Origin of the sequence: Flavobacterium saccharophilum, from assembly GCF_900142735.1 — a bacterium.
GTDB lineage: Bacteria > Bacteroidota > Bacteroidia > Flavobacteriales > Flavobacteriaceae > Flavobacterium > Flavobacterium saccharophilum.
The window spans coordinates 1,240,644-1,265,392 of record NZ_FRBY01000001.1 but is presented as its reverse complement, the minus strand read 5'-3'; the positions used below and the strand labels follow the sequence as shown (position 1 = coordinate 1,265,392).

General features: G+C 33.4%; 20 protein-coding genes and 2 tRNA genes. 8 read left to right on the top strand and 14 right to left on the bottom strand.

Annotation, left to right across the window (positions count from 1 at the left end; all coding sequences use genetic code 11):
* Positions 1-218: 218 nt before the first annotated feature.
* Complete coding sequence (locus BUA98_RS05310) at positions 219-608, top strand: SPOR domain-containing protein (RefSeq protein WP_072970533.1); 390 nt, start codon at positions 219-221, stop codon at positions 606-608.
* Between the two features lie 71 nt (positions 609-679).
* On the opposite strand, the gene BUA98_RS05305 is transcribed toward BUA98_RS05310, so the two are convergent.
* A complete protein-coding gene (locus BUA98_RS05305) occupies positions 680-1,888 on the bottom strand; it encodes an MFS transporter (protein ID WP_072970532.1) in 1,209 nt (402 codons plus the stop codon).
* 98 nt (positions 1,889-1,986) lie between these two features.
* Here BUA98_RS05305 and BUA98_RS05300 point away from each other — a divergent pair, with 98 nt between their 5' ends.
* Positions 1,987-2,793: an AraC family transcriptional regulator gene (locus BUA98_RS05300; protein WP_072970531.1), complete on the top strand. Its 807-nt coding sequence runs from the start codon at positions 1,987-1,989 to the stop codon at positions 2,791-2,793.
* A 105-nt stretch (positions 2,794-2,898) separates the two neighbouring features.
* Here the strand turns inward: BUA98_RS05300 and BUA98_RS05295 are convergent, their stop codons facing one another.
* From BUA98_RS05295 to rimP, 4 genes are all read right to left on the bottom strand, one after another.
* Positions 2,899-3,408, bottom strand: coding sequence for a DUF4920 domain-containing protein (locus BUA98_RS05295; protein ID WP_072970618.1), 510 nt, complete (start codon positions 3,406-3,408; stop codon positions 2,899-2,901).
* Positions 3,409-3,556: 148 nt separating this feature from the next.
* On the bottom strand, positions 3,557-6,439 hold the full coding sequence (infB, locus tag BUA98_RS05290; RefSeq protein ID WP_072970530.1) for a translation initiation factor IF-2: 2,883 nt from the start codon (positions 6,437-6,439) through the stop codon (positions 3,557-3,559).
* Between the two features lie 48 nt (positions 6,440-6,487).
* Positions 6,488-7,741: a transcription termination factor NusA gene (nusA, locus tag BUA98_RS05285; protein ID WP_072970529.1), complete on the bottom strand. Its 1,254-nt coding sequence runs from the start codon at positions 7,739-7,741 to the stop codon at positions 6,488-6,490.
* A 13-nt stretch (positions 7,742-7,754) separates the two neighbouring features.
* The gene (gene rimP / locus BUA98_RS05280) at positions 7,755-8,219 is read right to left on the bottom strand and encodes a ribosome assembly cofactor RimP (protein WP_026983725.1); all 465 of its coding nucleotides are present in this window, start codon (positions 8,217-8,219) and stop codon (positions 7,755-7,757) included.
* Between the two features lie 177 nt (positions 8,220-8,396).
* Between rimP and BUA98_RS05275 the strand changes: the two genes are divergently transcribed.
* The gene (locus BUA98_RS05275) at positions 8,397-9,221 is read left to right on the top strand and encodes a universal stress protein (protein WP_072970528.1); all 825 of its coding nucleotides are present in this window, start codon (positions 8,397-8,399) and stop codon (positions 9,219-9,221) included.
* A 76-nt stretch (positions 9,222-9,297) separates the two neighbouring features.
* On the opposite strand, the gene BUA98_RS05270 is transcribed toward BUA98_RS05275, so the two are convergent.
* Together BUA98_RS05270 and BUA98_RS05265 are read right to left on the bottom strand one after the other, a co-directional pair.
* A tRNA-Gln gene (locus BUA98_RS05270) sits at positions 9,298-9,368 on the bottom strand.
* A 266-nt stretch (positions 9,369-9,634) separates the two neighbouring features.
* Positions 9,635-9,705, bottom strand: a tRNA-Gln gene (locus tag BUA98_RS05265).
* A 246-nt stretch (positions 9,706-9,951) separates the two neighbouring features.
* On the opposite strand from BUA98_RS05265, the gene BUA98_RS05260 reads away from it, so the two are divergent.
* Together BUA98_RS05260 and BUA98_RS05255 are read left to right on the top strand one after the other, a co-directional pair.
* Positions 9,952-13,233 carry a glycosyltransferase family 117 protein gene (locus BUA98_RS05260; protein WP_072970527.1) on the top strand — a complete coding sequence of 1,094 codons (3,282 nt, stop codon included), beginning with the start codon at positions 9,952-9,954 and terminating at the stop codon, positions 13,231-13,233.
* 95 nt (positions 13,234-13,328) lie between these two features.
* A complete protein-coding gene (locus BUA98_RS05255) occupies positions 13,329-13,967 on the top strand; it encodes a polysaccharide deacetylase family protein (protein WP_072970526.1) in 639 nt (212 codons plus the stop codon).
* A 28-nt stretch (positions 13,968-13,995) separates the two neighbouring features.
* Here BUA98_RS05255 and BUA98_RS05250 read toward each other — a convergent pair whose 3' ends face one another.
* The 6 genes from BUA98_RS05250 to BUA98_RS05225 form a co-directional block, all read right to left on the bottom strand.
* The gene (locus BUA98_RS05250; RefSeq protein WP_056190453.1) at positions 13,996-14,298 is read right to left on the bottom strand and encodes a thioredoxin family protein; all 303 of its coding nucleotides are present in this window, start codon (positions 14,296-14,298) and stop codon (positions 13,996-13,998) included.
* A gap of 70 nt (positions 14,299-14,368) precedes the next feature.
* Positions 14,369-15,604: a metallophosphoesterase gene (locus BUA98_RS05245; RefSeq protein WP_072970525.1), complete on the bottom strand. Its 1,236-nt coding sequence runs from the start codon at positions 15,602-15,604 to the stop codon at positions 14,369-14,371.
* A 178-nt stretch (positions 15,605-15,782) separates the two neighbouring features.
* Entirely contained in the window at positions 15,783-15,965 is a 183-nt protein-coding gene (locus tag BUA98_RS05240) for a hypothetical protein (protein ID WP_072970524.1), read from the bottom strand.
* A gap of 103 nt (positions 15,966-16,068) precedes the next feature.
* Positions 16,069-17,406: a sensor histidine kinase gene (locus BUA98_RS05235; protein ID WP_244279169.1), complete on the bottom strand. Its 1,338-nt coding sequence runs from the start codon at positions 17,404-17,406 to the stop codon at positions 16,069-16,071.
* 10 nt (positions 17,407-17,416) lie between these two features.
* Entirely contained in the window at positions 17,417-18,091 is a 675-nt protein-coding gene (locus tag BUA98_RS05230; protein ID WP_072970522.1) for a response regulator transcription factor, read from the bottom strand.
* A gap of 185 nt (positions 18,092-18,276) precedes the next feature.
* The gene (locus BUA98_RS05225; RefSeq protein ID WP_072970521.1) at positions 18,277-18,495 is read right to left on the bottom strand and encodes a hypothetical protein; all 219 of its coding nucleotides are present in this window, start codon (positions 18,493-18,495) and stop codon (positions 18,277-18,279) included.
* Between the two features lie 224 nt (positions 18,496-18,719).
* Here BUA98_RS05225 and polA point away from each other — a divergent pair, with 224 nt between their 5' ends.
* Both polA and BUA98_RS05215 read left to right on the top strand, forming a co-directional pair.
* The gene (gene polA, locus BUA98_RS05220; protein ID WP_072970520.1) at positions 18,720-21,572 is read left to right on the top strand and encodes a DNA polymerase I; all 2,853 of its coding nucleotides are present in this window, start codon (positions 18,720-18,722) and stop codon (positions 21,570-21,572) included.
* Positions 21,573-21,616: 44 nt separating this feature from the next.
* A complete protein-coding gene (locus BUA98_RS05215; RefSeq protein ID WP_072970519.1) occupies positions 21,617-22,729 on the top strand; it encodes a hypothetical protein in 1,113 nt (370 codons plus the stop codon).
* 42 nt (positions 22,730-22,771) lie between these two features.
* Here the strand turns inward: BUA98_RS05215 and BUA98_RS05210 are convergent, their stop codons facing one another.
* On the bottom strand, positions 22,772-23,797 hold the full coding sequence (locus BUA98_RS05210) for a LacI family DNA-binding transcriptional regulator (protein ID WP_072970518.1): 1,026 nt from the start codon (positions 23,795-23,797) through the stop codon (positions 22,772-22,774).
* 193 nt (positions 23,798-23,990) lie between these two features.
* On the opposite strand from BUA98_RS05210, the gene BUA98_RS05205 reads away from it, so the two are divergent.
* Complete coding sequence (locus BUA98_RS05205; RefSeq protein ID WP_072970517.1) at positions 23,991-24,740, top strand: ferritin-like domain-containing protein; 750 nt, start codon at positions 23,991-23,993, stop codon at positions 24,738-24,740.
* Positions 24,741-24,749 lie beyond the last annotated feature (9 nt).

Below are 24,749 nucleotides of genomic sequence, written 5' to 3'. Positions count from 1 at the left end.
TAGTATAATAATTATCTACTAATTTTTGGTATGATTTTTACTGTAGTAAAACAATAAAAAACGAATACCCTCTTTTAAAACTTGCACAAAAATACGACTTATGAACTATTCTCAAAACCTTAAAATAGTCTTAAATATCAATTTATATCAATTCTAAATAATATTAAAATTTTCCATACAAACTTTAAATACTATTTTTGCATAAAAACCATCACATTATGAGAATTTTAACCCCTTCAAAAAGAGTTTTCTTAACATTAACAATGTTAACATTAGCCTATAACATTAATGCTCAAGACCAAAATTTAACAGTAAATCAGGATCCTAAATTTGAGCAGTTATTGAACGACAAACGCAAAATTAACACGTCAATAAGCACAAACGATACTTATAAAATCCAGATTTATAGTGGCAAAAGCGATGAAGCTAAAAAAACTTTATCCGATTTTAAAAGAGAAAATAGTAACATCGATGGCACCATTATTTTCAACACACCAAACTATAAAGTCATTGTCGGAAATTTTAAGACGCGAATCGAAGCAGAACGAAATTTAGCCGAAATTAAAAAGAGATATAAGCTTGTGTTTCTAATCAAACCCAGCAAATAACCATAACTGATATATGATAATAAAAAAAAGCAACTCAATTGAGTTGCTTTTTTTTATCAAATCTAAATATATTAAACTTTCTTACTTTCAATATTAGGTAAAAAACCAGCGATTATACCAATCAATGGTAAAAAGGCACAAATCTTAAATACATATTCAATACTCGTTACATCAGCTAGCTTACCTAAAACTGCAGATCCCAAGCCTCCCATCCCAAAAGCGAATCCAAAAAACAGACCGGCCACCAAACCAACTTTACCAGGCAGCAATTCTGTTGCATATACCAAAATTGCAGAGAAAGCAGAAGAAAGTATCACGCCAATTAACACAGACAAAATTCCAATCCAAAATAATGAAACATAAGGCAACATCAATGTAAAAGGTGCTACTCCTAAAATAGAAATCCATATTACATATTTTCTACCAAATTTATCACCTATAAGACCACCCATAAGTGTTCCTGCAGCAACTGATCCTAAAAATACAAACAAATAAATTTGTGATTGCTGAATAGACAAATGAAATTTATCTATTAAGAAAAAAGTATAATAGCTTGTAATACTAGCCATATAAAAATATTTAGAAAAAATTAAAACCAATAAAATAACCAGTGACAACCAAACTCTTCTTTTAGAAAGCTGATGTGTACTAACTTCTTGTGATGTTGTTTTATTTCTGCGTTTTACTTCCAAATGATCAGTGTACCAAATCGCAATTCTATACAGAGCAAAAATCCCTATCAAGGCTATGACACAAAACCAAACAATATAAGACTGCCCATTAGGTATAACAATTAAGGCAGCCAATAAAGGCCCAACTGCACTTCCTGCATTACCTCCCAATTGAAAAATAGATTGTGCTAATCCTCTTTTCCCCCCTGAAGCTAAATGAGCCACTCTCGATGATTCAGGATGAAAGACAGAGGATCCAACTCCAATCAAACTAACCGCAAGCAATAAATAGGAAAAACTATCTGCAATAGAAACAAAAAACAATCCAGCCAAAGTAAAAGTCATTCCAACAACTAATGAATAGGGTTTAGATTTTTTGTCTGTATACATTCCGACAAACGGCTGTAAAATTGAAGCCGTAAGCTGATAAGTAAAAGTAATTAGCCCTATTTGAGCAAAACTTAAATTAAATTTTTCTTTAAATAATGGATAAACAGAAGGTATTACGGCTTGCAATAAATCATTTATAAAGTGAGAAAAACTAATAATAAAAAGAATGGAATAAATTGTTTTCTGAACCACTTCCGGCTGCGCCTTAACATTTGTCATAATTTGTTATTTATGTTTTGAACAATAATAAATAATGGTAATTTATTTTTAACAAAGATGCTGATTAATTACAATGTCATAATTACTACATTTGGACAATGAATAACGATTATCAGACATATTTTGTTGTTGATTATGGATTTCAAATAAATCCATCATTACCCGTTTTAGGTTATACTGAAAAAATCACAGACGCTATTTGCGCATCTCATTCGCATCCGAGAGCACAACTTCTTTATGCAACAAGCGGCGTCATGAATGTAGTAGTAAAAAATCAGATTTGGGTAGTGAATCCATTACAGGGCTTATGGATACCGGGTGGAATCGAACATCAGGTGTCTTTTCAGAAGAATGTAAAACTATATAGCGTTTTTATAGATCCTTCATTTACAGAAAAACTTCCTGCAAGTAGTTTCTCTTTTGACATTTCTGTATTCTTAAAACAACTAATGTTTAAAATCATCTCATTTGAAAATGAAGAAAACCTAACACTTTCGCAAAAAAGAATTATGGATGTATTTATAGACGAACTAGCCTTAATTGAACCAAGTTCTACTTTTCTGCCCACAAGTAATCATGCAAAACTTCAGAATGTAATTTCGCTTTTAATGAATGACATCGCTAGTAAATACACCTTAGATCATTATGCCGATTTATCGTTTATGAGCACCAGAACACTATCCAGATTATTCATTAAAGAATTAGGAATGAATTTTAGTGAATGGCGCATAAGATTAAAACTTTTAGAAGCCATAAAAAGACTAGGCGAAAAACAATCAATTAAAGAAATAGCTCTAGAATTGGGATACGAAACAACCAGCGCCTTTATCTTTATGTTCAAAAAAAATTTAGGCAAAACACCATCAAACTATATTCTGGAAAATAAAATGAATGAAGTTTTTTAATCCACTTAAAAATAAAAAAAACATATCGAAGAAAATCAGAGTTACATTCAAAATAAAAAAGCCTCATTTTACAATGAGGCTTTTTGAATATTTATGAGTTGTAAATTAATCTACAACCTTAATTCCGTCAGCTAAAAAACGTATCTCTTCTTTTGGCGAAGTAATAGCATTGATCTCAGCTTGTGATTTTTTCGCATCTTTAGCATAATGTTTTAAATCATCAACTGATGTGATTTTTTTCTCAGCATTACCTTCCAAAACCACACTCTTACCTTTTAAAGAAGTAGGCACAAAAAACGCATAATCCTTCATTTTTACAAAAAAAGAAGAACCATTACCTGTTTTCACAGTCAACCAACAGCCACGTTTTTCACAAACATCTGTTACTTCACCCTTAACAACAACATTTTCCACCTTTTTTTCGCTCTCTAATTTAGTTTCTAATTTTTCTACTGAGATCGCTTTACTTTCTGACGCTTTAGAAACATCAACTCCATAATAATCACCAACTAAAGCATTTCCTGCCGGAGGAGACGGCTTTTCAACAGCTTCTTGCGAAAAAGAAATTGTAGAAAAGCTTACAAAAACAATAACTGAATATAAAAATGGTTTCATATCAAATAATTTTATCAAAATAATATTAAAAGTAAACTATAATTTTTAACTACAAATCAATTCTTCAAAAAATAAATATCATAAAATCCTTTTACAAACAAAAGCCTCAATTTTCATTGAGGCTTTAAAATTATATAACTATTGAATATTATTTCAACTTCTTTTTGATTGCTACTTCATGGTATGCTTCAATAACATCTCTTTCTTCAATGTCGTTGTAACCTTTAATCTGGATACCACAATCATAACCTTTAGAAACTTCTCTAACATCGTCTTTGAAACGTTTCAGTGCCACAAGTTCTCCCGTATGCACTACTACTCCATCTCTAATAACTCTAATTTTAGAAGTCCTCATGATCTTACCATCCATCACCATACATCCGGCAATTGATCCTACTTTAGAAATTTTGAAAATCTCGCGAATTTCAGCAGTTCCTAAAATTTCCTCTTTCATCTCTGGAGCTAACATTCCTTCCATCGCATCTTTCAAGTCATCGATAGCAGCGTAGATAATAGAATAGTAACGGATATCGATTTCTTCTTTATCAGCAAGTTGTCTTGCATTTCCAGCAGGACGAACGTTAAATCCGATAATGATTGCATCAGAAGCAGAAGCCAACATAACGTCAGTCTCCGTAATTGCACCAACACCTTTATGGATAATATTAATTTGAACTTCTTCTGTAGAAAGTTTAGAGAACGAATCTGACAATGCTTCAACAGATCCATCAACGTCTCCTTTAAGGATTACGTTAAGTTCTTTAAACTGACCAAGAGCGATACGACGACCAATTTCGTCAAGTGTAATATGACGTTGTGTACGTACAGATTGCTCACGCATTAATTGAGAACGTTTAGATGCAATTTGTTTCGCTTCTTTTTCATCTTCAAATACATTGAACTTATCACCTGCAGTTGCAGCACCATCTAGACCTAATACAGATACGGGAGTTGACGGACCAGCTTCTTTAACAATATGTCCGCGTTCGTCATGCATAGCTTTAATTTTACCATGATGCTTACCTGCTAACATATAATCTCCAACTTTTAAAGTTCCGTGTTGAACTAAAATTGTAGAAACATATCCTTTTCCTTTATCTAAGAAAGCCTCAACTACAGTTCCCTGAGCCGCTTTATTTGGGTTTGATTTTAAATCTAAAATCTCTGCTTCTAATAAAACTTTTTCTAATAATTCTTTTACTCCTGTTCCAACTTTTGCAGAAATATCATGTGACTGAATTTTTCCACCCCAATCTTCAACAAGTAAATTCATACTAGCCAAACGCTCTTTGATTTTCTCAACATTCGCATTTGGTTTATCAATTTTATTGATTGCAAATATAATTGGTACTCCCGCAGCTTGTGCGTGTGAGATAGCTTCTTTTGTTTGTGGCATGATATCATCATCCGCAGCTACAACAATAATAGCAATATCGGTAACCTGAGCTCCACGTGCACGCATCGCGGTAAACGCCTCGTGACCTGGCGTATCTAAGAACGCGATTTTTTGACCGTTATCTAAAGTTACTCCGTATGCCCCAATGTGTTGTGTAATACCTCCAGACTCACCAGCGATAACATTCTCTTTACGAATATAATCCAGTAAAGATGTTTTACCGTGATCGACGTGACCCATTACAGTAACAATTGGTGCCCTAACAACTAAATCTTCTTCTTTATCTTCAACTACCTCAATAGCATCTTCGATATCAACTGTGATGAACTCAACTTCGTAACCAAACTCATCAGCTACAATAGTTAAAGTTTCAGCATCTAAACGTTGGTTCATGGTAACCATGATTCCAAGCGACATACAAGTTCCAATTACTTTAGTAATCGGCACATCCATCATGATTGCAATTTCACCAACTGTAACGAATTCTGTAACTTTAATAGTTTTACTTCCTTCATCAATTGCTCTTTGCTCCTCATCAGATTTCTGACGATGTGTATCTCTTTTATCTCTTCTGTATTTAGCAGCTTTAGATTTACCACCTTTACCCTGAAGTTTTTCAAGAGTCTCTCTAATTTGGTTTTTTACTTCCTCTTCAGTAGGCTCAACTTTAGCTACAATGGCAGGACGGTTTCCTTTTACAAAACCAGGTCTCGCACTTCTGTTAGCATTAAAACCTCCACCACCGGTATTTGGTGTAATTTTATTAGGGTTTGGTGTTCCCGGCGCATTACCTGTAGCAGGTTTTGGTGCACCTGGAGTACCTGGCTTCGGAGCTATTCTTTTACGCTTATTTTTGTTAGCGTTATTTCCTGCTCCCGGAGCACCCGGTTTATTCGGTGTTATTTTCGGATCTTCTTTCTTTTTCTTAGGCTTATTAAATTGAGATAAATCAATGGTTTGCCCTGTAAGAGTAGTTCCTGATAATTTTTGATATTGAGTAGTGATAGTCTCTTCAGCGGTTGTCGGATCTGTTGAAACAACAGGCTCTTGTGCCACCACTTTTGGAGCTTCCACTTTTACTTCTTTTTTCTCTGTAATAATAGGCTGTTCTACCTTTTTCTCTTCAGAAACAACAGGAACAACAACTAGCTCAGGCTGTACAATTTCTTTTTGAACAGGTTTTTCTGGTTGAGCTGGAGTAACAACTGCTTTTGGTTCTTCTACTTTCGCAGGTTCCTCAACAGGAGTAGAAACAATTGCAGGTTTCTTTGGATTTAAATCAATTTTACCAACTTGAACAGGTCCGGTTACAACAGCTCTCGCTTTTATAATCTCTTGCTGTTTTTGACGCTCTTCGTCTTGTCTGCGTTTGTCCTCAATTTCTTTCTCACGCTCAACACGTAAAGCTTCTTTTTCTTTTCTTTTCTCTTCTCCTACCTCTTTAGAAGCTTCCTTATTCCCCTTATCGCCCGCAAATTGGCTTTGTAGGATATTAAATTCGCTATCAGAAATTTTCGCATTCGGATTTGCATCAATAGCAATTCCCTTATCTTTTAGATAATCAACAGCTCTTTCTAACGAAATATTTAATTCCCTTAAAACCTTGTTTATTCTTATTACTCTCTCTTCAGACATATAACCTTTTTATTATTACCTTTTTCGTTGTGTTGTTAGAGTAGATAATTAGTTATCAAACTCTTCTTTTAGTATTTTCATAACGTCAAGAATAGTTTCCTCTTCTAAATCCGTTCTTCTTACTAAATCTTCTACTTCTTGTTTTAGAATACTTTTTGCAGTATCTAAACCTATTTTAGCAAATTCTTCAATTACCCAATCTTCGATTTCATCTGAAAACTCTGTTAATTCAACATCGTCTTCATCAGCCGTTGCTCCTGCAACATCTCCTTCACGAATAACATCTAATTCGTAACCTGTTAGTTGACCCGCTAATTTAATATTGTGACCTCCTCTACCAATTGCTTTAGAAACTTCTTCCAATTTCAAGAAAACTTCAGCTCTTTTGTTTTCTTCGTCAATTTTGATAGAAGAAACTTTAGCAGGGCTTAATGCTCTTGTAATAAACAATTGAATATTGTTTGTATAGTTGATAACGTCGATATTTTCGTTTCCTAATTCACGAACAATTCCGTGAATACGAGATCCTTTCATACCAACACAAGCTCCAACAGGATCAATTCTATCATCATAAGAATCTACCGCTACTTTTGCTTTTTCACCAGGAATACGAACTACATTTTTAACCGTAATCAAACCGTCAAATACTTCAGGAATTTCTTGTTCAAACAATTTCTCTAAAAACTTCTCAGAAGTTCTAGACATAATAATTTGAGGTTTGTTTCCTTTTAGTTCAACGCTTTCAATAATTCCACGAACATTATCTCCTTTACGGAAAAAGTCAGACGGAATTTGTTTTTCTTTCGGAAGTACAATTTCGTTTCCTTCATCATCAACTAAGATAACTACTCTAGGACGCACGTGGTGCACTTCAGCAGTATAAATATCACCGATAATATCTTTAAATTGTTTGTAAAGATTTGTATTATCGTGTTCGTGAATTTTAGATATTAAGTTTTGACGCAAAGCCAAAATAGCTCTTCTTCCTAAGTCAATCAATTTAACCTCTTCAGAAACTTCTTCACCAATTTCAAAATCCGCTTCGATCAATCTTGCTTCAGTCAAGGTAATTTCTTCGTTTTCAAAATCAAGATCTTCGTCAGCAACGATCACTCTTCTTCTCCATATCTCCATATCGCCTTTATCAGGATTTATAATGATGTCGAAGTTATCATCAGAACCGTATTTTTTCTTTAATGCATTTCTAAACACGTCCTCTAAAATTGCCATAAGCGTTACACGATCAATAAGTTTATTATCTTTAAACTCTGAGAATGAATCGATTAATGCTAAATTTTCCATGCGAATTCTTTAATTAAAATGTTACTGTAACAATTGCCTCTTTAATTTCTGTATAAGGTATTTGTTGCTCTTTTTGAACTGTTTCTTTTCCTTTTCCTACTTTTTTCGGTTCTCTTGCTTTCCAAGACAAAATTATAAAAACATCGTTAGCTTCCACTAATTCTGCTTCAATTTTTTCAGTATTTGTAGTAACAATCAACGTTCTACCAATATTCTTCTTGTATTGCCTTGTCATTTTCAAAGGTGATCCTACTCCAACCGATGCTACTTCCAACGAAAAATCCTGCTCTTCACGATCCAGATTATTCTCGATTGCACGACTAACATCAATGCAATCCTGCAGCGCCACTCCATTATCTCCGTCTAAACCAACACTAATTTTGAAAGAATCTGAAATAGATAAATCAATCAAAAAGATTGAAGGCTTTTCCAGAAGAGCTTCTGCGATTAATCCGTTTACTTTTTCTTTAAATGTCATAATTTTATAAAAAGAGGGGACACTTAGTCCCCTCATTATTTAGATTTTAATAAATAACGGTGCAAATATAGTGTTTTTTTTATAAATCAAAATAAATTGATTGCTCTAAAAATATTTCTTATCTTTATGGGAGCATTAAAATAACGGATTATTCAAATAATTTAACCTCAAAAAATTATGAAACGAATTTTAGTCCCTACTGACTTTTCAGAACATGCAGAAGACGCCCTAAAAGTTGCTGCACAAATTGCTCAAAAAAACGATTCTGAAATTATCGTTTTACACATGCTTGAATTACCTCATCAAATGAATGACGCCATATTGGGTGGCGCAAGCATTCCCGAAACCATGCTTTTTATGAAAAAGGCAAACGAAATGCTTGACGACATCTCTTCAAGACCTTATCTGGATGGAATTCCGGTAACTGAAATTGTAAAAATAGACAAACCCATTCACGGAATCACACAAGTTAGCAAAGATTACGATATTGATTTAATTATCATGGGATCTCATGGCTCATCTGGTGTTGAAGAGTTACTAATTGGCTCTAACACCGAAAAAGTTGTTCGAAATTCTGAAATACCAGTTTTAGTTATCAAAAAAGATATTTCTGATTTCAAAGTGGCCAACATTATTTTTGCCTCCGATTTTTCCGAAGAAGCAAAAAAACCATTCGAAAAATTACTAAACTTTACTAAATTCTTTGAATCAAAAATACATTTGGTTACAATCTGCACACCAAACAGTTTCAAACCAACGCACGTTATTGAAAAAGCAATGAAAAATTTCATAACTGAATTCAACATTACCAATTACACAACTCACATTTACAACGATACTAATATCGAAAAAGGAATTATCAATTTTGCCAATAGCATAAATGCAGACATTATTGGAATGTGCACCCACGGAAGAACTGGCTTTGCACACTTTTTCAACGGCAGCATTAGCGAAGGATTAGTAAACCACGCCATAAGACCTGTCATTACCTTAAAAATCTAAATCAGATTTTCACAATTTAAAACTCACCTAAATTTTATCACATAAAAAAAGCCTCTCGATTGAGAGGCTTTTTATGTTGGTCTACTAGGACTCGAACCTAGAAAGACTGCACCAAAAACAGTTGTGTTACCATTACACCATAGACCAGCACTGCCGTTAAGCGAGTGCAAATTTAAAGCTTTTTTTAGTTTACGCAAATTTTTTCAACAAAAGCACAAACAAAGATTAACAAACCATTGCTTATCAGGCTATTTCTTGCTTTTATTTTTTTCATCACACCCCGGACAGATTTCCATATGACACCTTTTTTCTCATCAATACCTTATCTTTTATAAGCAAACCCGCGATCCAAAATTTGAAATTCGCCGAAAAATTAGTGCATAAAAAAAGCCTCTCAAATGAGAGGCTTTATGTTGGTCTACTAGGACTCGAACCTAGAAAGACTGCACCAAAAACAGTTGTGTTACCATTACACCATAGACCAGCAATGCCGTTAAGCGAGTGCAAATTTAAAGCTTTTTTTAGTTTACACAAACTTTTTCGCGAAAAAAAATCTTTTTTTTCTTGTTTTTTTTCCTCCAAAACTCACAACACTTTCACAAGTATTTCACAAACAACACGTTACTTTCAGCAAATAGTTTTGTAGAATTTTATGTTAATGCTCGTTTCTTTACACAAAAAAACATTTTCTTTGTAGAATAGAAAACACACAAAATTTTAACATCTAAATATGGCACAATTCAATTTCAATAAATGGAATACAATTATTGGTTGGTTTGCATTTGCAATCGCTTTAACTACTTACACACTGACTGTTGAACCTACTATGAGCTTCTGGGATTGTGGCGAATATATCGCTACAGCGGCTAAACTAGAAGTTGGCCACCCACCGGGAGCACCTTTATTCCAGATGATGGGAGCCTTTTTTGCCATGTTTGCCATTGATAATCAACATGTCGCATTGATGGTTAATATGATGTCTGTTTTTTCCAGTGCCTTTACTATTTTATTTATGTTTTGGTCATCGTCTATGATTTTGAAGAAAATTGTAGCTCGTTTTACTGAAATCGACAACAACAATGCAATTGTTATTTTAGGAAGTTCGTTTGTCGGCGCATTAGCCTACACTTTCTCTGATAGTTTTTGGTTTAACGCTGTTGAAGCAGAAGTTTACGCAATGGCGTCTTTGTTAATTGCGCTGCTTTTCTGGCTTGGCCTTCGTTGGGAACAGGATATGGACCAGCCTAAAGGAAATAAATGGTTATTAATTATTTCGCTTGTTGTAGGTCTTTCCTTTGGAGTTCACTTTATGGCTTTATTAACAATTCCTGCCATTGGTTTTCTATATTACTTTAAACATTACGAAAAAGTTACCATCAAAAATTTCATCATTGCAAATGCAGTCGTAATTGCAATTTTATTATTTATTTTCAAATTACTTTTACCATTAACCATGGCTTTCTTTGGAAAAACTGAGGTTTTCATGGTAAACAGCATGGGACTTCCTTTTAACTCAGGAACCATTTTTGTAGCATTACTTTTTATTGCTTTCTTCTATTTTGGATTAAAGTATACCAAACAAAAAGGATTGGTTTTCTACAACACAATTATCCTTTGTGTTTTATTTATCCTGATTGGTTTCTCAACCTGGATCATGTTACCTGTACGTGCTAATGCCAATACAGTAATCAATGAAAACAAACCCTCTGATGCAACGGAGGTTTTAGCCTATTACAATCGTGAACAATACGGTGTAAACCCATTATTTTACGGTCCTCAATACACTGAAGTTTTTGCTGGTCTTGACGAAAAAAATCCATACCTGGACAAAAAACCAAACTACGAAAGAGATTATAAAACTGGTAAATATATCATTACGAATAATTACAAAAACGCAGAACAAAACTCTGACGACAATCAAAAAACAATTTTACCAAGAATGTGGAGTACCGAAACCGGACACATTCAAAACTATATCAGCTTTACAAATCCTCCTGCATTTAAAATCAACCCTAATTACCCTTATGAAGATGATTTAACTAAATACGGGATTGACGCGAGTCAATTAAGTGAAGAGGAATACAACAAAGCTACAGCTCAATTGAGAAATGAGGTTGAAAAAACCGTTTCTGAATTCAGAAAAGCATATGCTCAAAAACAAATCGATAACGAAGGTTATGTTAAGTTCTTAAAAAGCTATGGCGAATATTTAATTATCGAAAAACCATCAACTGTAGATAATTTCAGTTTTATGTTCGAATACCAATTTGGATATATGTACTGGAGATATTTAATGTGGAACTTTGTAGGACGTCAAAGTGACGAACAGGGCAAATATGATAATCTTGATGGAAACTGGATCAGCGGAATCAAAGCTCTTGATTCATTACACCTTGGCTCTCAGGATAATTTACCTTCAGATGTTTTAAATAACAAAGGAAGAAATGTTTACTTTTTCCTTCCGTTTATTTTAGGACTTATCGGAATAATGTACCATGCTAACAAAGACCTTAAAAGCTTTTATGTTCTTTTAGCATTGTTCTTATTTACTGGTATCGCATTAAAAATTTATTTAAATGAGAGACCTTTTGAACCTCGTGAAAGAGATTATGCCCTTGTAGGATCTTTTTATGTGTTTGCGATCTGGATAGGTTTTGGGGTCTATTCACTATACGAAAGCATCCAAAAATATATTGCACCTAAAATTGCCGGACCAATTATTATTGCCGGAACTTTATTAGCCGCACCTATCTTAATGGCTTCTCAAAACTGGGATGATCACGACAGATCAAATAAATATACCGCAGTTGCAATGGCTAAAGCATATTTGAATTCTTGTGATAAAAACGCTATTCTATTTACCATTGGTGATAATGATACTTTCCCATTGTGGTACGCACAGGAAATTGAAGGCATTAGAACAGACGTAAAAATTGTAAATACAAGTCTGTTTATGACAGATTGGTATATTGACCAAATGAAAGCGAAATCATATGAATCTGACCCATTACCAATATCATTCAATCACGACGAATATGTGGGAGATAAGCTGGATTATGTAGCTTATATTCAAAAAATTGATACCCGTTGGAACATCAATGACTTTATTAGTTTTATTAAAAATCCGAAATCGACTGTAGGTTTACAAAACGGACAAACGATTCATTTTTATCCAACTAATAAAATTAGAGTACCGGTTGATAAAAATCTTATCATCAAGAACAAAGTTGTGAATCCTAAATACAACGATTCTATCGTTCCGTATATGGATATAGACATTAAAGGAAGTGCGATCTACAAAAATCGTCTGATGATGCTTGACATCTTAGCCAATAACAACTGGAAAAGACCAATTTACTTTAGTGGTGGTGCTTTTGACGATGAAGATTATTTATGGTTAAAAGATTATTTACAATTAGACGGAATGGTATACAAATTAGTACCTGTTAGAAATGTTCCATCAAAAGATGGTGGACCAATGGATATGGGACAAATTGATGCCGATAAAATGTATGATATTGTAATGAAATGGGATTGGGGCAATAGTGATAGCAATAAAATTTACCACGATCCTGAAACAAGAAGAAACAGCATCACATACCGCACTAATTTATCTCGCTTAAGTGAGCAATTAATTGCAGAAGGTAAAATCGACAAAGCTAAAAATGTAATTAATTTAGCAATGACAAAATTACCTGTAGATAAATATGGATACTATTCATTGGTAGAACCGTTTGCAAATGGATATTACAAAGTTGGAGAAACAGCAAAAGCGCATGATTTGCTAAATAAATTAGTTCAGAAATACAAAGAGAACTTAAATTATTACGCAACATTGACACCAGGTGATCAAACCGACTTAGCAATGGATATTATTACCGACATTGAACGTTACAGAAGTCTTTTACAAGTTATGGAACATAACAAGGACAGAGCATTCTATGAAAAACACAAAGTGACTTTCAATACATATGTAAATGTTTTCGAACGTTTTGGACGCGAAAAAGAATAATAATATACGAAAAATATACTGATTAAAAAAATGCAGCGCTTCTAGTTAAATAGCGCTGCATTTTTTATTTTTACATATCTCTAAATCATCTCACAATGAGCTTTTATTGGGTAAAAACAAATTCATTTATAAAAAGGGTGTTTTCAAAGTATTGTTGGGATATTCCAAATCAAGAAAAGAAAATATACCTTACTTTTGATGATGGCCCAACTCCAGAAGTTACGGACTGGGTTTTATCTGAATTAAAGAAATTTGATGCAAAAGCAACCTTCTTTTGCATCGGAAAAAATATCAATGCAAATTCCTCTTTGTTTGAAAGATTAATTGCAGAAGGGCATTCTATTGGTAATCATACCATGAATCATATCAATGGATGGAAAAGCCAAACAAATGATTACATAGAGAATGTAAAGAACTGTGCTTCTATTTTATCAAATGAGAAAAGGCTGAATGGTTTATTGTTTCGCCCTCCCTACGGAAAAATTAAAAAAGCACAATCTAAAATTTTACGAAATTTAGGCTACAAGATAGTAATGTGGGATGTTTTAAGTGCCGATTTTGATCAGAGCATTACACCTGAAAAATGCCTTGAAAACGTTACTAAAAATGTAACATCCGGCAGTGTAATCGTTTTTCATGACAGTATTAAAGCATCGCATAATTTAAAATTCGCGTTACCTAAAACGTTACACTTTTTAAAAGAAAACGGGTATAAGTTTGATATCATTCATTAAAACAACATCAACTAAGAGGAAGTTTTAATTAGATACTGAATTGATCCTGAACAATTCCGATAATAGTATTTGCATCAAGCTCACCTGATTGCCTCCATATCATTTGTCCTTCTTTATAAATCATTAAAGTGGGAAGCCCTTTTATACGCAAGGCTTCGGCAAGCTCCTGATTTTTATCTACATCAATTTTAATTACTTTGGCTTTATCGCCAAGTGCAGCAGCTACATCCTTAATAACAGGATGCATTGATACAGAAGATTCGTTCCAATCTGTGTAAAAATCTATTAACACTGGAACTTGGGCATTTATAAGTTCTCCAAATTTTGACATAAACCAAAAATTTAATTCTTTTAATCTATTAAAAAGAGATAATTAATACAAATGTAGCATTTTTAACGAATTAAGCCACATTGTTACCTTTTTTTAGTTCAATGACTGTTATTTCAGGCATTATACCCACTCGCCCTGGGTAAGCATGGAAACCAAATCCTCGATTTACATAAACGTATCGGCCTACGTTTTCGTATAATCCCGCCCATTGCTTGTAAATATATTGTGCCAAACTCCACTTAAAATAACCCGGAATTTCTATTCCAAATTGCATTCCGTGTGTGTGACCTGACAACGTTAAATGAAAGTTTTTAGGATGATTTTTAATCTCAGCCTCCCAGTGGCTTGGATCGTGACTCATTAAAACTTTGAAATCATCCTGATGCACATTTTGTGAGGCTTTATTTAAATCACCTGCTTTTTTAAAATTAACGCCCCAATTTTCCACTCCAATAAGTGCAATTTTATCGTCACCTTTCTGAATATATTTATGCTCATTCAGCATTAATTTAAATCCTATTTGCTCATAAAGCTTCTTAATCTCTTGAAAATTTTCATCTTTTTGCTTCTCAGAAGGCCAGGTAACATATTCTCCGTAATCATGGTTTCCTAAAACAGAAAACTTACCGTATTTGTATTCTTTAATTCGATTAAAAGTCTCCAGCCAAGGATGCATTTCTTTGGCATGTGTATTTACAATATCGCCCGTAAACAAAATCATATCTGCTTCTTGTTCATTGATTAGGTCAATTGCATAATTTATCTTTTCAGGATTATCAAAACTTCCACTATGAACATCTGAAATCTGAGTGATTCTAAAACCATCAAAAGCATCTGGCAAATCTGGAAAAAAGACTGTTTGTTTGATTACTTTGAAATTATATTTTCCTTCAAAAATTCCGTAAATAATTGACAAAAAAGGTACTGCAGCCAATCCTAAAGCAATCTGACTGATAAACTTTCGCCTATCGGGCATCATTTCCTTTCTTGGTGCATTGTAAATAAAGTAGTTAAAAATACTTGCTCCTATTCTAAAAATATCTTCACCAAATAAAATAAGTGTCACTACTATTTTTGGTACATAAACCAGCAGCATCAAGCCTGTAGTAAACATAAACTGTCTGGTTTGCCCAACAGAACGATCTACTTGTGAGAAAGAATAAATTATAAAGATTAAAATGAACAAACTTAAAACCTGATAACCAATCAAAACCCATCTTAATTTGATTAAAGTTCGAAAAGCCTGATAAGAATAGAACTCAATAAATAGAAACAGAGCACAAAGAATTACAAAACGAAGGATCATGTAGGTATAGTTTTAAGCAAAGTAACAAAGAATGAAAATTTTATTGCTTTTTATTATCAAAAATTTAACTCAAACAATAACAAAAAAAGCTGGTAAATTTCTCCACCAGCCTTTTCTCTACCAAATTTTTTAAAACCTTTTAATCCACAATAAAGTTTATAAATAAACTTATGCTTTCTTATTTTTGAGCTTTTGCCGCTTCTGGCTTAGCTTCTGCTTTTTTAGCTTTTTTATCTGCTTTTTTGTCTTTTTTAGGAGCTTTAGCTTCTTTTACAGGGGTTGTTTGTGCTGGAGTTGTTTGAGCGCTTACCATTGCAGTTGTTCCTAAAATAGCCACTGCTAACATTACTATTTTTTTCATGATCTTAAGTTTTTATGATTATTATCTCATTATTTATAGCTCAAAGATATAATCGGAAAATGAAGACAAAATGAAGATTCAAGTGCTTTTAAAAATTTAACTTTTAATTAGGCAATGGCACTTCAGGAAACATAAGTGTAAAGTTTGATCCTTCATTAATTTCAGAAGTGACCTTAATTTCTATACGGTGAAAAACAGCAATACTTTCAGCAATAGCGAGCCCTAGTCCCTGACCATCCTGATCAGAACTTATTCTGGCAAACCTGTTAAATACTTTTTCGATTTGAGCAGCATTCATTCCAATACCAGAGTCTTTAATAGCAATATAATATTGATTATTATAAAAGCCATCTTCAACTACAATACTGCCTTTTGGTTTATTATATTTTATCGCATTGATAACTAAATTATAAATCAAAATATGAATCAGCGTTTTATTTCCTGTGAAAATGAAATCATGTTTGATCTGATTTGAAAACTGAATTTCTTTGTCCTCGATTCGATCTTGTAAATCTTCCTGCAAATCATTTAAAATCTCTTTAAAATTGATTTTCTCATTCGCTTCATATTGATTGTTTTCAATTCTGGAAATCAGTAATAAGTTATTGATAATTTTTTTCAGCATATCTAAGGTTCTTAATGCACCGGCAATTTTATCAATTGCATTATCGTCTAAAGAATCATTTTGCAATAAATTTTCAAACTTATTTTTAAGCAAAGCAATTGGCGTCAATAATTCGTGCGAAACATTCGAAATAAATTGTTTTTCTTTTTTGAAAAGTTCCCCAATACGATCCATCATCTGATTTAGAACTAAATCTAATTCTCTAAAATCTCTCGATTTTGCATTTATAGGTGTATGATCAAAAGCTTCAGGTTCGTTGACGCGCCTGATTTTCGTATCAATAATTTTATAAAAAGGTTTGAGTAAATATTCAATATAAACCGTATCTGCCACAAAAGTCACTAAAAGAATAACAACCAATACAATAATAATAAACAACCGAATAATAAAAGTAAGATCGTTTACTTCGCTTAAACTGCTTCCAATTTCCAGTTGATAACCTTGACTTTCATAGGTAAAATGATATTGAAGAATCCGATATTCATTTTCCTCCCCTTCAATTGTGCGGTAATCATTGCTGAAAGTTGTTTTTTTCTGATGTGGTTTCCCTGCAATTTTAGAAAGAACCAAAAACTCGCTGTGCAAAGTTGAAAACTGAGAATACTCCTCAGTTGAATCATCTGAGTTTTCGATAAAATCATTAATCTCTTTTTTATTTAGGTGATCAATAAATTTTTCCTTTTTCTCTACCAGCCCATTATTAATGTGTCTGTAAACGACATTTTCAACCAAAATTGGCAGCATTAACCATAAAACCAGAATCACCAACAATCGTGTTAGTGCATTAAAAATGGCTAATTGGTGTTTGATCTTCACAGAAATTTATTTATTCGTTTATACGGTAACCCACATTCCGAACTGTTTCGAACCAATCAATTGCAGTGTATTTATCTAGTTTTTTTCGAAGATTTCGAACATGAACATCAATAAAATTCGAATCTGAATTAACCTCCAGAATATCTCCCCAAATATGCTCCGTTAATTGCAATCGGGTAATTACTCGACCTTTATTCAAAACAAGATATTGAAAAATATCAAACTCTTTTTTGGTCAAGTTGATTGGGATATCATTATAGGTTACTTTATAATCCTGCAGCTGCAATAAAAAACCGTGCATTTCTAAATTGTTCAAAGTAAAACCATGAATTCTTCGGATCACCGCAAACAATCGAGCACTTAACTCAGTTAAAGCAAATGGTTTTGTCAAATAATCATCGGCACCTAAATGAAGACCATTTATCCTGTCATCCAATTCACCGCGCGCCGTTAAGACAATTACAGCCATTTTAGATTTAGTTTTACGGATGGTTTTCAAAACTTCAAAACCATCTCCGTCAGGCAAGCCCAGATCCAACAGCATTGCATCGTAATCGTTACTTCCAACTTCTTCGAGAGCATCGCTACAGCTATTTGCGATTTTACATATATAACCCACGTTACACAAAAAATCGTAAACCTCTACAGCAAGTTCTTTATTATCTTCAACAATTAAAACATTCATAAAAACAGCGTTTAAGCGTAACTAAATTTAAGCAATTCTAAAAAGTCCTGATACGCATTATTAAAAAATTAACAAATAGAAAAAAGCTGACAAATTTCTTCATCAGCTTTCTCATCCACATTCCATAACCATTATTCCTGTTTTGTCTCCTTTAGAATTCTTCGAAAACAAAACAAAAGCAGTGCTTATTTTTTCACTTTTGTTGTTTCTGCTTTCGGAGCTTCTGTTTTTGCTGATTTTGTTTTTTTATCAGTTTTGTTTTTTGGGTGTTTTGTAGCTTTAACTTCTTTTGAAGGAAGTTCTTTCACTTCTTTTGCAGGACCAACTTTTACAGCAGGTGGAAATGCATGTACCATTACACTTGTTCCTAAAACTGCTACTAGTAACATCAATAAATTTCTCATGATTTCTAAGATTTAAATTAATACCTTTTATTTTACAGATCAAATGTACTCTCGTAAAATGAAGACAAAATGAAGAACTGAGCCAATATAAATACTTTAACTTGACATTAACTATTCAAGCATTTTCTTGTCATATAAGTGATATTTTTTAAAACAAATTAATTTTTGAGAACCGAATCATTTTAAAACCCAATTGTTTATTTTTACAGACTAATATTTTTTTTATGTCAACTCAAAAACGTCTTTTTCTTCTCGATGCGTACGCGCTAATTTTTCGTGGTTATTATGCCTTTATAAAAAACCCGAGAATTAATTCTAAAGGAATGGATACATCAGCGATCATGGGATTCATGAACTCGCTTTTGGATGTTATAAAACGTGAAAAACCGGATCATTTAGCTGTAGCTTTTGATAAAGGAGGAAGCCATGTGAGAACCGAAATGTTTGTCGAATACAAAGCCAATCGTGATGCTACTCCGGAAGCGATTAAAATTGCTGTACCTTATATTCAGGAATTATTGAGAGCAATGCACATTCCGATTATCGAAATAGAAGGTTGTGAAGCCGATGACTTAATTGGAACCATTGCTAAACAAGCAGAAAAAGAAAACTATAAAGTTTTCATGGTAACGCCTGATAAGGATTTTGCTCAATTAGTTTCTGAGAACATTTTTATGTACAAACCAGCCCGAATGGGTAACGGAATAGAAATTTGGGGTGTTCCTGAAGTTTTGGCAAAATTTGAAATTGAAAGACCAGAACAGGTAATTGATTTTCTTGGAATGATGGGGGATGCCGTGGATAATATTCCGGGATTGCCAGGTGTTGGTGAAGTTACAGCGAAAAAATTCCTAAAGGAATTTGGTACGATGGAAAATCTTCTGGACAATACGCATTTACTGAAAGGTAAAATGAAAGAAAATATTGAAGCCAATAAAGAAAAAGGAATTTTATCTAAAAAACTAGCTACTATTATCTGTGATTGCGATGTTACTTTCAATGAAGATGATTACGAGCTTTCACGACCTGATATCGAAAAAACCGATGCTATTTTTCAGGAGTTAGAATTCAGAAGAATGGCAGAACAATTTGATAATTTGTTTAAAATTGGCGGTGGAAATGAATTAGCACCTTCAGCAGCTCCGGCTTCTGATGCTAAATTGTACAAAAAACCACAACCTAAAAACGAAGATCAGTTCGATCTTTTTGGCGGTGGAGCAACTACTGATGAAAATTCTGAAACCGAAAGAACTTCATTTTACAATACTTTAGAAAACACCCCTCACTCCTATCAGCTTATTCAGGGTGATTTAGGAATAAAGTTGCTTTTACAAAATCTACAAAATCAGACTTCCGTTTGTTTTGATACCGAAACAACTGGTTTAGATGCTTTGCATGCTGAGTTGGTTGGAATCGCTTTCTCTTATGAAAAAGGAAAAGGCTTTTATGTTCCGTTTCCGGAAAACCAGGAAGAAGCCCATACTTTAATCGAGAAATTCAGACCCTTTTTTGAGAATGAAAACATCGAAAAAATAGGTCAGAATTTAAAATACGATCTAAAAATCCTTTCTAATTATGGTATAAACGTGAAAGGAAAACTTTTTGATACGATGATTGCACATTATCTGATCAATCCGGATATGCGTCATAATATGGATATTTTATCTGAAACGTATTTGAAATATTCTCCAAAATCAATTGAAACTTTAATTGGTAAAAAAGGAAAAAATCAAATTACGATGCGGGATGTTGCCCTTGAAGATATTAAGGAATATGCCGCCGAAGATGCCGATGTTACTTTTCAATTAAAAGAACTCTTCACAACCGAATTAGACAAAACGGAAACCAAAAAATTATTTGATGAAATCGAGATTCCCTTAGTAACCGTTTTGGCTGCTATGGAAACAGAAGGAATTCGCTTAGACGTTGATTTTCTGAAACAAATGTCGACCGAAATGGAGGTTGAGATTAAATCTTTGGAACAAAAAATATACGAAACTGCCGGGGAGAAATTCAATTTAGCTTCACCGAAACAATTAGGAGATATCTTATTTGATAAAATGAAAATTGGCGGTGCTAAACAAAAGAAAACCAAAACCGGTCAATATGCAACTGGTGAAGATGTTTTAATGTATTTAGCCAATGACAATCCGATTATAAAAGAAATTCTGGATTGGCGTCAAATGGTGAAATTACAAAGCACTTATATTTTGGCTTTGCCAGAACAAGTAGACAAGAAAACGTTACGCGTTCATACGGATTATATGCAGACTGTTGCTGCTACAGGGCGTTTGAGTTCTAATAATCCGAACTTGCAAAACATTCCGATTCGTACAGAAAGAGGCCGTCAGATTCGTAAAGCTTTCGTTGCACGCGATGAAAATCATACATTAATTTCTGCCGATTACTCGCAAATAGAATTAAGAATTATTGCTGCTTTAAGTGGCGAAGAAAATATGATCGCAGCTTTCAAAAATGGAGAAGACATTCATAAAGCAACGGCTTCAAAAGTTTTTGATGTGCCTTTAGAAGAAGTTTCACGCGAACAAAGAAGTAATGCCAAAACGGTAAACTTCGGAATTATATACGGTGTTTCAGCTTTCGGATTGAGCAATCAGACTTCATTATCAAGAAGTGAAAGTTCGGCATTAATCGAAGCATACTATAAAACGTATCCAAGATTAAGATCTTATATAAATGAACAAATTGAATTTGCACGTGAAAACGGATACGTTCAAACGATTTTAGGTCGTCGTCGTTATTTAAAAGATATCAACTCGGCAAATGCTGTAGTAAGAAGTGCTGCTGAACGAAATGCTGTTAACGCACCAATTCAGGGAAGTGCTGCCGATGTGATTAAAATAGCCATGATCAACATTCATAAAAAACTAACAGAAGAGAATTGGAAATCTAAGATGTTACTTCAGGTTCATGATGAGCTTGTGTTTGATGTGCACAATGATGAATTAGAAAAAATCCAACCGATGATTAAACACGAAATGGAAAATGCTTTTATGATGAGTGTTCCTTTGGATGTTGAATTAGGTATGGGTAAAGATTGGTTGGCGGCACATTAAGAATTTTAGATTGCAGATTTTAAATTAATTGATTGTATAGTTTTATGAAAAAATATGCCTTGTTCTTTTTTGCCTTCTATTCTATGATTGCAATTGCTCAGGATCAGACTTATTATCTAGAAGGAACTTTGGCGAAAAGTAAAATTTACATGAAAATCGAGGTTTTTAATTCTGATGAAAATCTAAGCGCAACTTATTTTTACCAAAATTCACTAAAAGACATTAAGCTAGAAGGAAAGATGAACAAGAATAGTTTCACTTTCTTTTTTAAACCAAATGATGCAATTCTGGAAAAATTCTATTTAAACAAAGCTGCCAATAATTCTTTTGAAGGATCCTGGTACAACGCATCTGGAAAACAATTACCGGTTAAATTACAGACTATTGACTTTTCAAATTACAAATCTAATCTGGATAAGTATTATGCTGATGATAAACTAAATCTTGTAAAATATAAATTTTTAGAGTTTAAAAAACAGAAAGCAACTACCTACAATAACAAAGAATTTATTTGGTATTCTGAAAAACATTGTGATTCTGATTTTTTCAGATTAGGAAGCAACTTTTCAGAAAAAAACAAAGCGGTTATAAACCCAATTCTGGAAAAAATTCACATACAGAACACATTAGACCAACTAAATTGCGCTTCATCATTTGAATATAGTGAAGGAAAAGGAATAGAAGGAAATTCGACCATAAATTTCCTGAATACTAATTTATTGGGCTTTGAGATTTCGAGTTCATATTATTGCGGTGGTGCTCATCCTGATTTTGGAAGCAGTGGTTTTTTGATTGATTTAAATAACGGAAAAAACTATCAAATAGACAATATTCTTGCTTTTGATAAAAGTGTAACAACAGAGAAAGAAAGTGATTTTTCGAGTTATTCAACTTATAGAAGTACTTATTTTGCTCCTAAATTACTTGCAGTGCTTAACTCAGAATTCCATTTTGAAAAGCCAAAAGACGACGATGATCCTTGTGATTATACTGATGAAGAATATTGGGATTTCCCATCTTGGAATTACACTGAAAAAGGTATAGAATTCACCCCAATTTTTTATAGAGCGGCAAGATCTTGTGAAGAACCTTATTTAGTTCCTTTTGAAAAACTAAAAAAGTATAAGAATCCAAAATTTCCTTATCCATTAGAATAAAAAAAATCCATCAGTTGCGGCTGATGGATTTTTTTATGGACGTTATTTTTTTCTTGTCGACTCTCGTTCTTTCAATTTTGTTTTAATAACGATAGTTTCATAATCTGAAGTTTCTTCTTCAGACTCTTCCAGTCTTTCGATTAGTTTTTTAGCAGCTACTTCTCCAATTTCAATTCCGTGTTGGCTAACCGTTGTTAAACTTGGTGACAGACGTCTTGATGCTAAGATTCCATCTGCAAAACCAATGATCGAAATATCTTCAGGAACTCTGTATCCCTTTTTCAAACTCACTCTTAAAGCTGCAACTGAATCATTTTCATCCAAGGCAAAAATCGCATCAATCTTATTATCAAAAATGGCATCAATTTTACTCTTCATATCATCTTCAGAATCGGTACGTAAAATGATTTTTTCATTTACCGGAATATTATTATCCGCCAAAGCTTTCAAATACCCATCCGCTCTTAATTTTCCAACACTTAAATTGTCTACTGAAGAAATTAAGGCAATATTTTTACACCCTAAATTGATTAAGTGTTGTGTTGAATTCAAAGCCGAATCAAAATCATCCACTACAACTTTGTCACATTCTACTTCATCAGCAATTCGGTCAAACATTACAATCGGGGTTCCGTCATTAATAATGGCAGAAAAATGACTGTAATCTTGTAATTTCTGAGCTTCTTCAGAAACGGAAAGAATAAATCCGTCAATAGTTCCGTTGCTCAACATTTCAAGTGTATGAATTTCTTTTTCTAAAGATTCGTTCGAAATACAGGTAATTACATTATATCCTTTTTTATCGGCTACTTTCTCGATACCACTAAAAACCTTTGCAAAAAAGGAATTTAATATATTAGGTATAATTACACCGATTGTTTTGGTTTTACGATTCTTCAAATTCAGACCAATAACATTAGGCTTATAATTTTTGAGTTTGGCATACTCCTTAATCTTCACCTTCGTTTGCTCACTAATCTCCGGGCTATCATTCAACGCCTTAGACACCGTAGATACAGAAACACCAAGTTCTTTCGCAATTTGTTTTAGAGTTGCTTTAGCTTTCATCTATTAAAATTTTATGTAATTAATACAAATATAGTAGAATTACCTAAAATAAAACAAAAAAGGCCTACCAGTATTTAAAATTATAAGGCTTTTTAGAAAAATTAAAAAATAAATTGGCTTTTTAAAAACCGGATGTCTTTAAATCTCGTTAATACCTTAATATATGTTATTAACCTTTTAAAAGACCTTGATTATGAAAAACGAAGTTAAAATTCATGAAGTTGACCCTTCATTGAATAACAGAAGGAGCTTTCTAAAGCTCAGCGGCTTAACACTAGTTGGCGCAGGTTTGGTTTTAGCTGGCTGCAGCGATAATGATAATGATGACAATGACATGCAGGACAACACCCTGCCCGGAATAAAAAATGGCGTATTTGATTTAGGCTCCGGTGATTTTGGAGTTTTAACCTATGCATACGCCTTAGAACAACTGGAAGCTGATTTTTATACTAAGGTAGTAAACGCCTCTAATTTCAATACTACTTTTAATGATATCGAACGTCAGGTTCTGACCGATTTGTATCATCACGAAGTAGTTCACAGAGATTTTTTCAAAGCGGCACTGACCGGAGCACTTCCTGACCCTAGCTCACAATTGCTTCCTTCATTGGCATTCAATTATGGATCCATGAATTTTAATAGTCGTACTGAAGTTCTCGCAACTGCAAAAGCTTTGGAAGATACCGGAGTTGCCGCATACAACGGAGCCGGAAAATTAATCAAAAGTGCTGACTACCTATTATTAGCCGGAAAAATTGTTTCTGTAGAAGCAAGACATGCTTCAGCAATAAGAAGTTTGATTAATCCAAATTCAAGCGATTTTGCTGGTGATGATATTATCAACACATCAACTGGTCTGGATGTAGCCCAAGATCCTTCTAAAATCCTTCCAATTGCCGGAGGTTTTATTACCACAAAATTTACTGCCAAATATTTACCTTAATCCTAACTA

Excerpts from the sequence above, each read along its gene's own strand:
- BUA98_RS05310 (WP_072970533.1), top strand. The coding sequence starts at position 219 with ATGAGAATTTTAACCCCTTCAAAAAGAGTTTTCTTAACATTAACAATG.
- BUA98_RS05305 (WP_072970532.1), bottom strand. The coding sequence starts at position 1,888 with ATGACAAATGTTAAGGCGCAGCCGGAAGTGGTTCAGAAAACAATTTAT.
- BUA98_RS05300 (WP_072970531.1), top strand. The coding sequence starts at position 1,987 with ATGAATAACGATTATCAGACATATTTTGTTGTTGATTATGGATTTCAA.
- BUA98_RS05295 (WP_072970618.1), bottom strand. The coding sequence starts at position 3,408 with ATGAAACCATTTTTATATTCAGTTATTGTTTTTGTAAGCTTTTCTACA.
- infB (WP_072970530.1), bottom strand. The coding sequence starts at position 6,439 with ATGTCTGAAGAGAGAGTAATAAGAATAAACAAGGTTTTAAGGGAATTA.
- nusA (WP_072970529.1), bottom strand. The coding sequence starts at position 7,741 with ATGGAAAATTTAGCATTAATCGATTCATTCTCAGAGTTTAAAGATAAT.
- rimP (WP_026983725.1), bottom strand. The coding sequence starts at position 8,219 with ATGACATTTAAAGAAAAAGTAAACGGATTAATCGCAGAAGCTCTTCTG.
- BUA98_RS05275 (WP_072970528.1), top strand. The coding sequence starts at position 8,397 with ATGAAACGAATTTTAGTCCCTACTGACTTTTCAGAACATGCAGAAGAC.
- BUA98_RS05260 (WP_072970527.1), top strand. The coding sequence starts at position 9,952 with ATGGCACAATTCAATTTCAATAAATGGAATACAATTATTGGTTGGTTT.
- BUA98_RS05255 (WP_072970526.1), top strand. The coding sequence starts at position 13,329 with ATGAGCTTTTATTGGGTAAAAACAAATTCATTTATAAAAAGGGTGTTT.
- BUA98_RS05250 (WP_056190453.1), bottom strand. The coding sequence starts at position 14,298 with ATGTCAAAATTTGGAGAACTTATAAATGCCCAAGTTCCAGTGTTAATA.
- BUA98_RS05245 (WP_072970525.1), bottom strand. The coding sequence starts at position 15,604 with ATGATCCTTCGTTTTGTAATTCTTTGTGCTCTGTTTCTATTTATTGAG.
- BUA98_RS05240 (WP_072970524.1), bottom strand. The coding sequence starts at position 15,965 with ATGAAAAAAATAGTAATGTTAGCAGTGGCTATTTTAGGAACAACTGCA.
- BUA98_RS05230 (WP_072970522.1), bottom strand. The coding sequence starts at position 18,091 with ATGAATGTTTTAATTGTTGAAGATAATAAAGAACTTGCTGTAGAGGTT.
- BUA98_RS05225 (WP_072970521.1), bottom strand. The coding sequence starts at position 18,495 with ATGAGAAATTTATTGATGTTACTAGTAGCAGTTTTAGGAACAAGTGTA.
- polA (WP_072970520.1), top strand. The coding sequence starts at position 18,720 with ATGTCAACTCAAAAACGTCTTTTTCTTCTCGATGCGTACGCGCTAATT.
- BUA98_RS05215 (WP_072970519.1), top strand. The coding sequence starts at position 21,617 with ATGAAAAAATATGCCTTGTTCTTTTTTGCCTTCTATTCTATGATTGCA.
- BUA98_RS05210 (WP_072970518.1), bottom strand. The coding sequence starts at position 23,797 with ATGAAAGCTAAAGCAACTCTAAAACAAATTGCGAAAGAACTTGGTGTT.
- BUA98_RS05205 (WP_072970517.1), top strand. The coding sequence starts at position 23,991 with ATGAAAAACGAAGTTAAAATTCATGAAGTTGACCCTTCATTGAATAAC.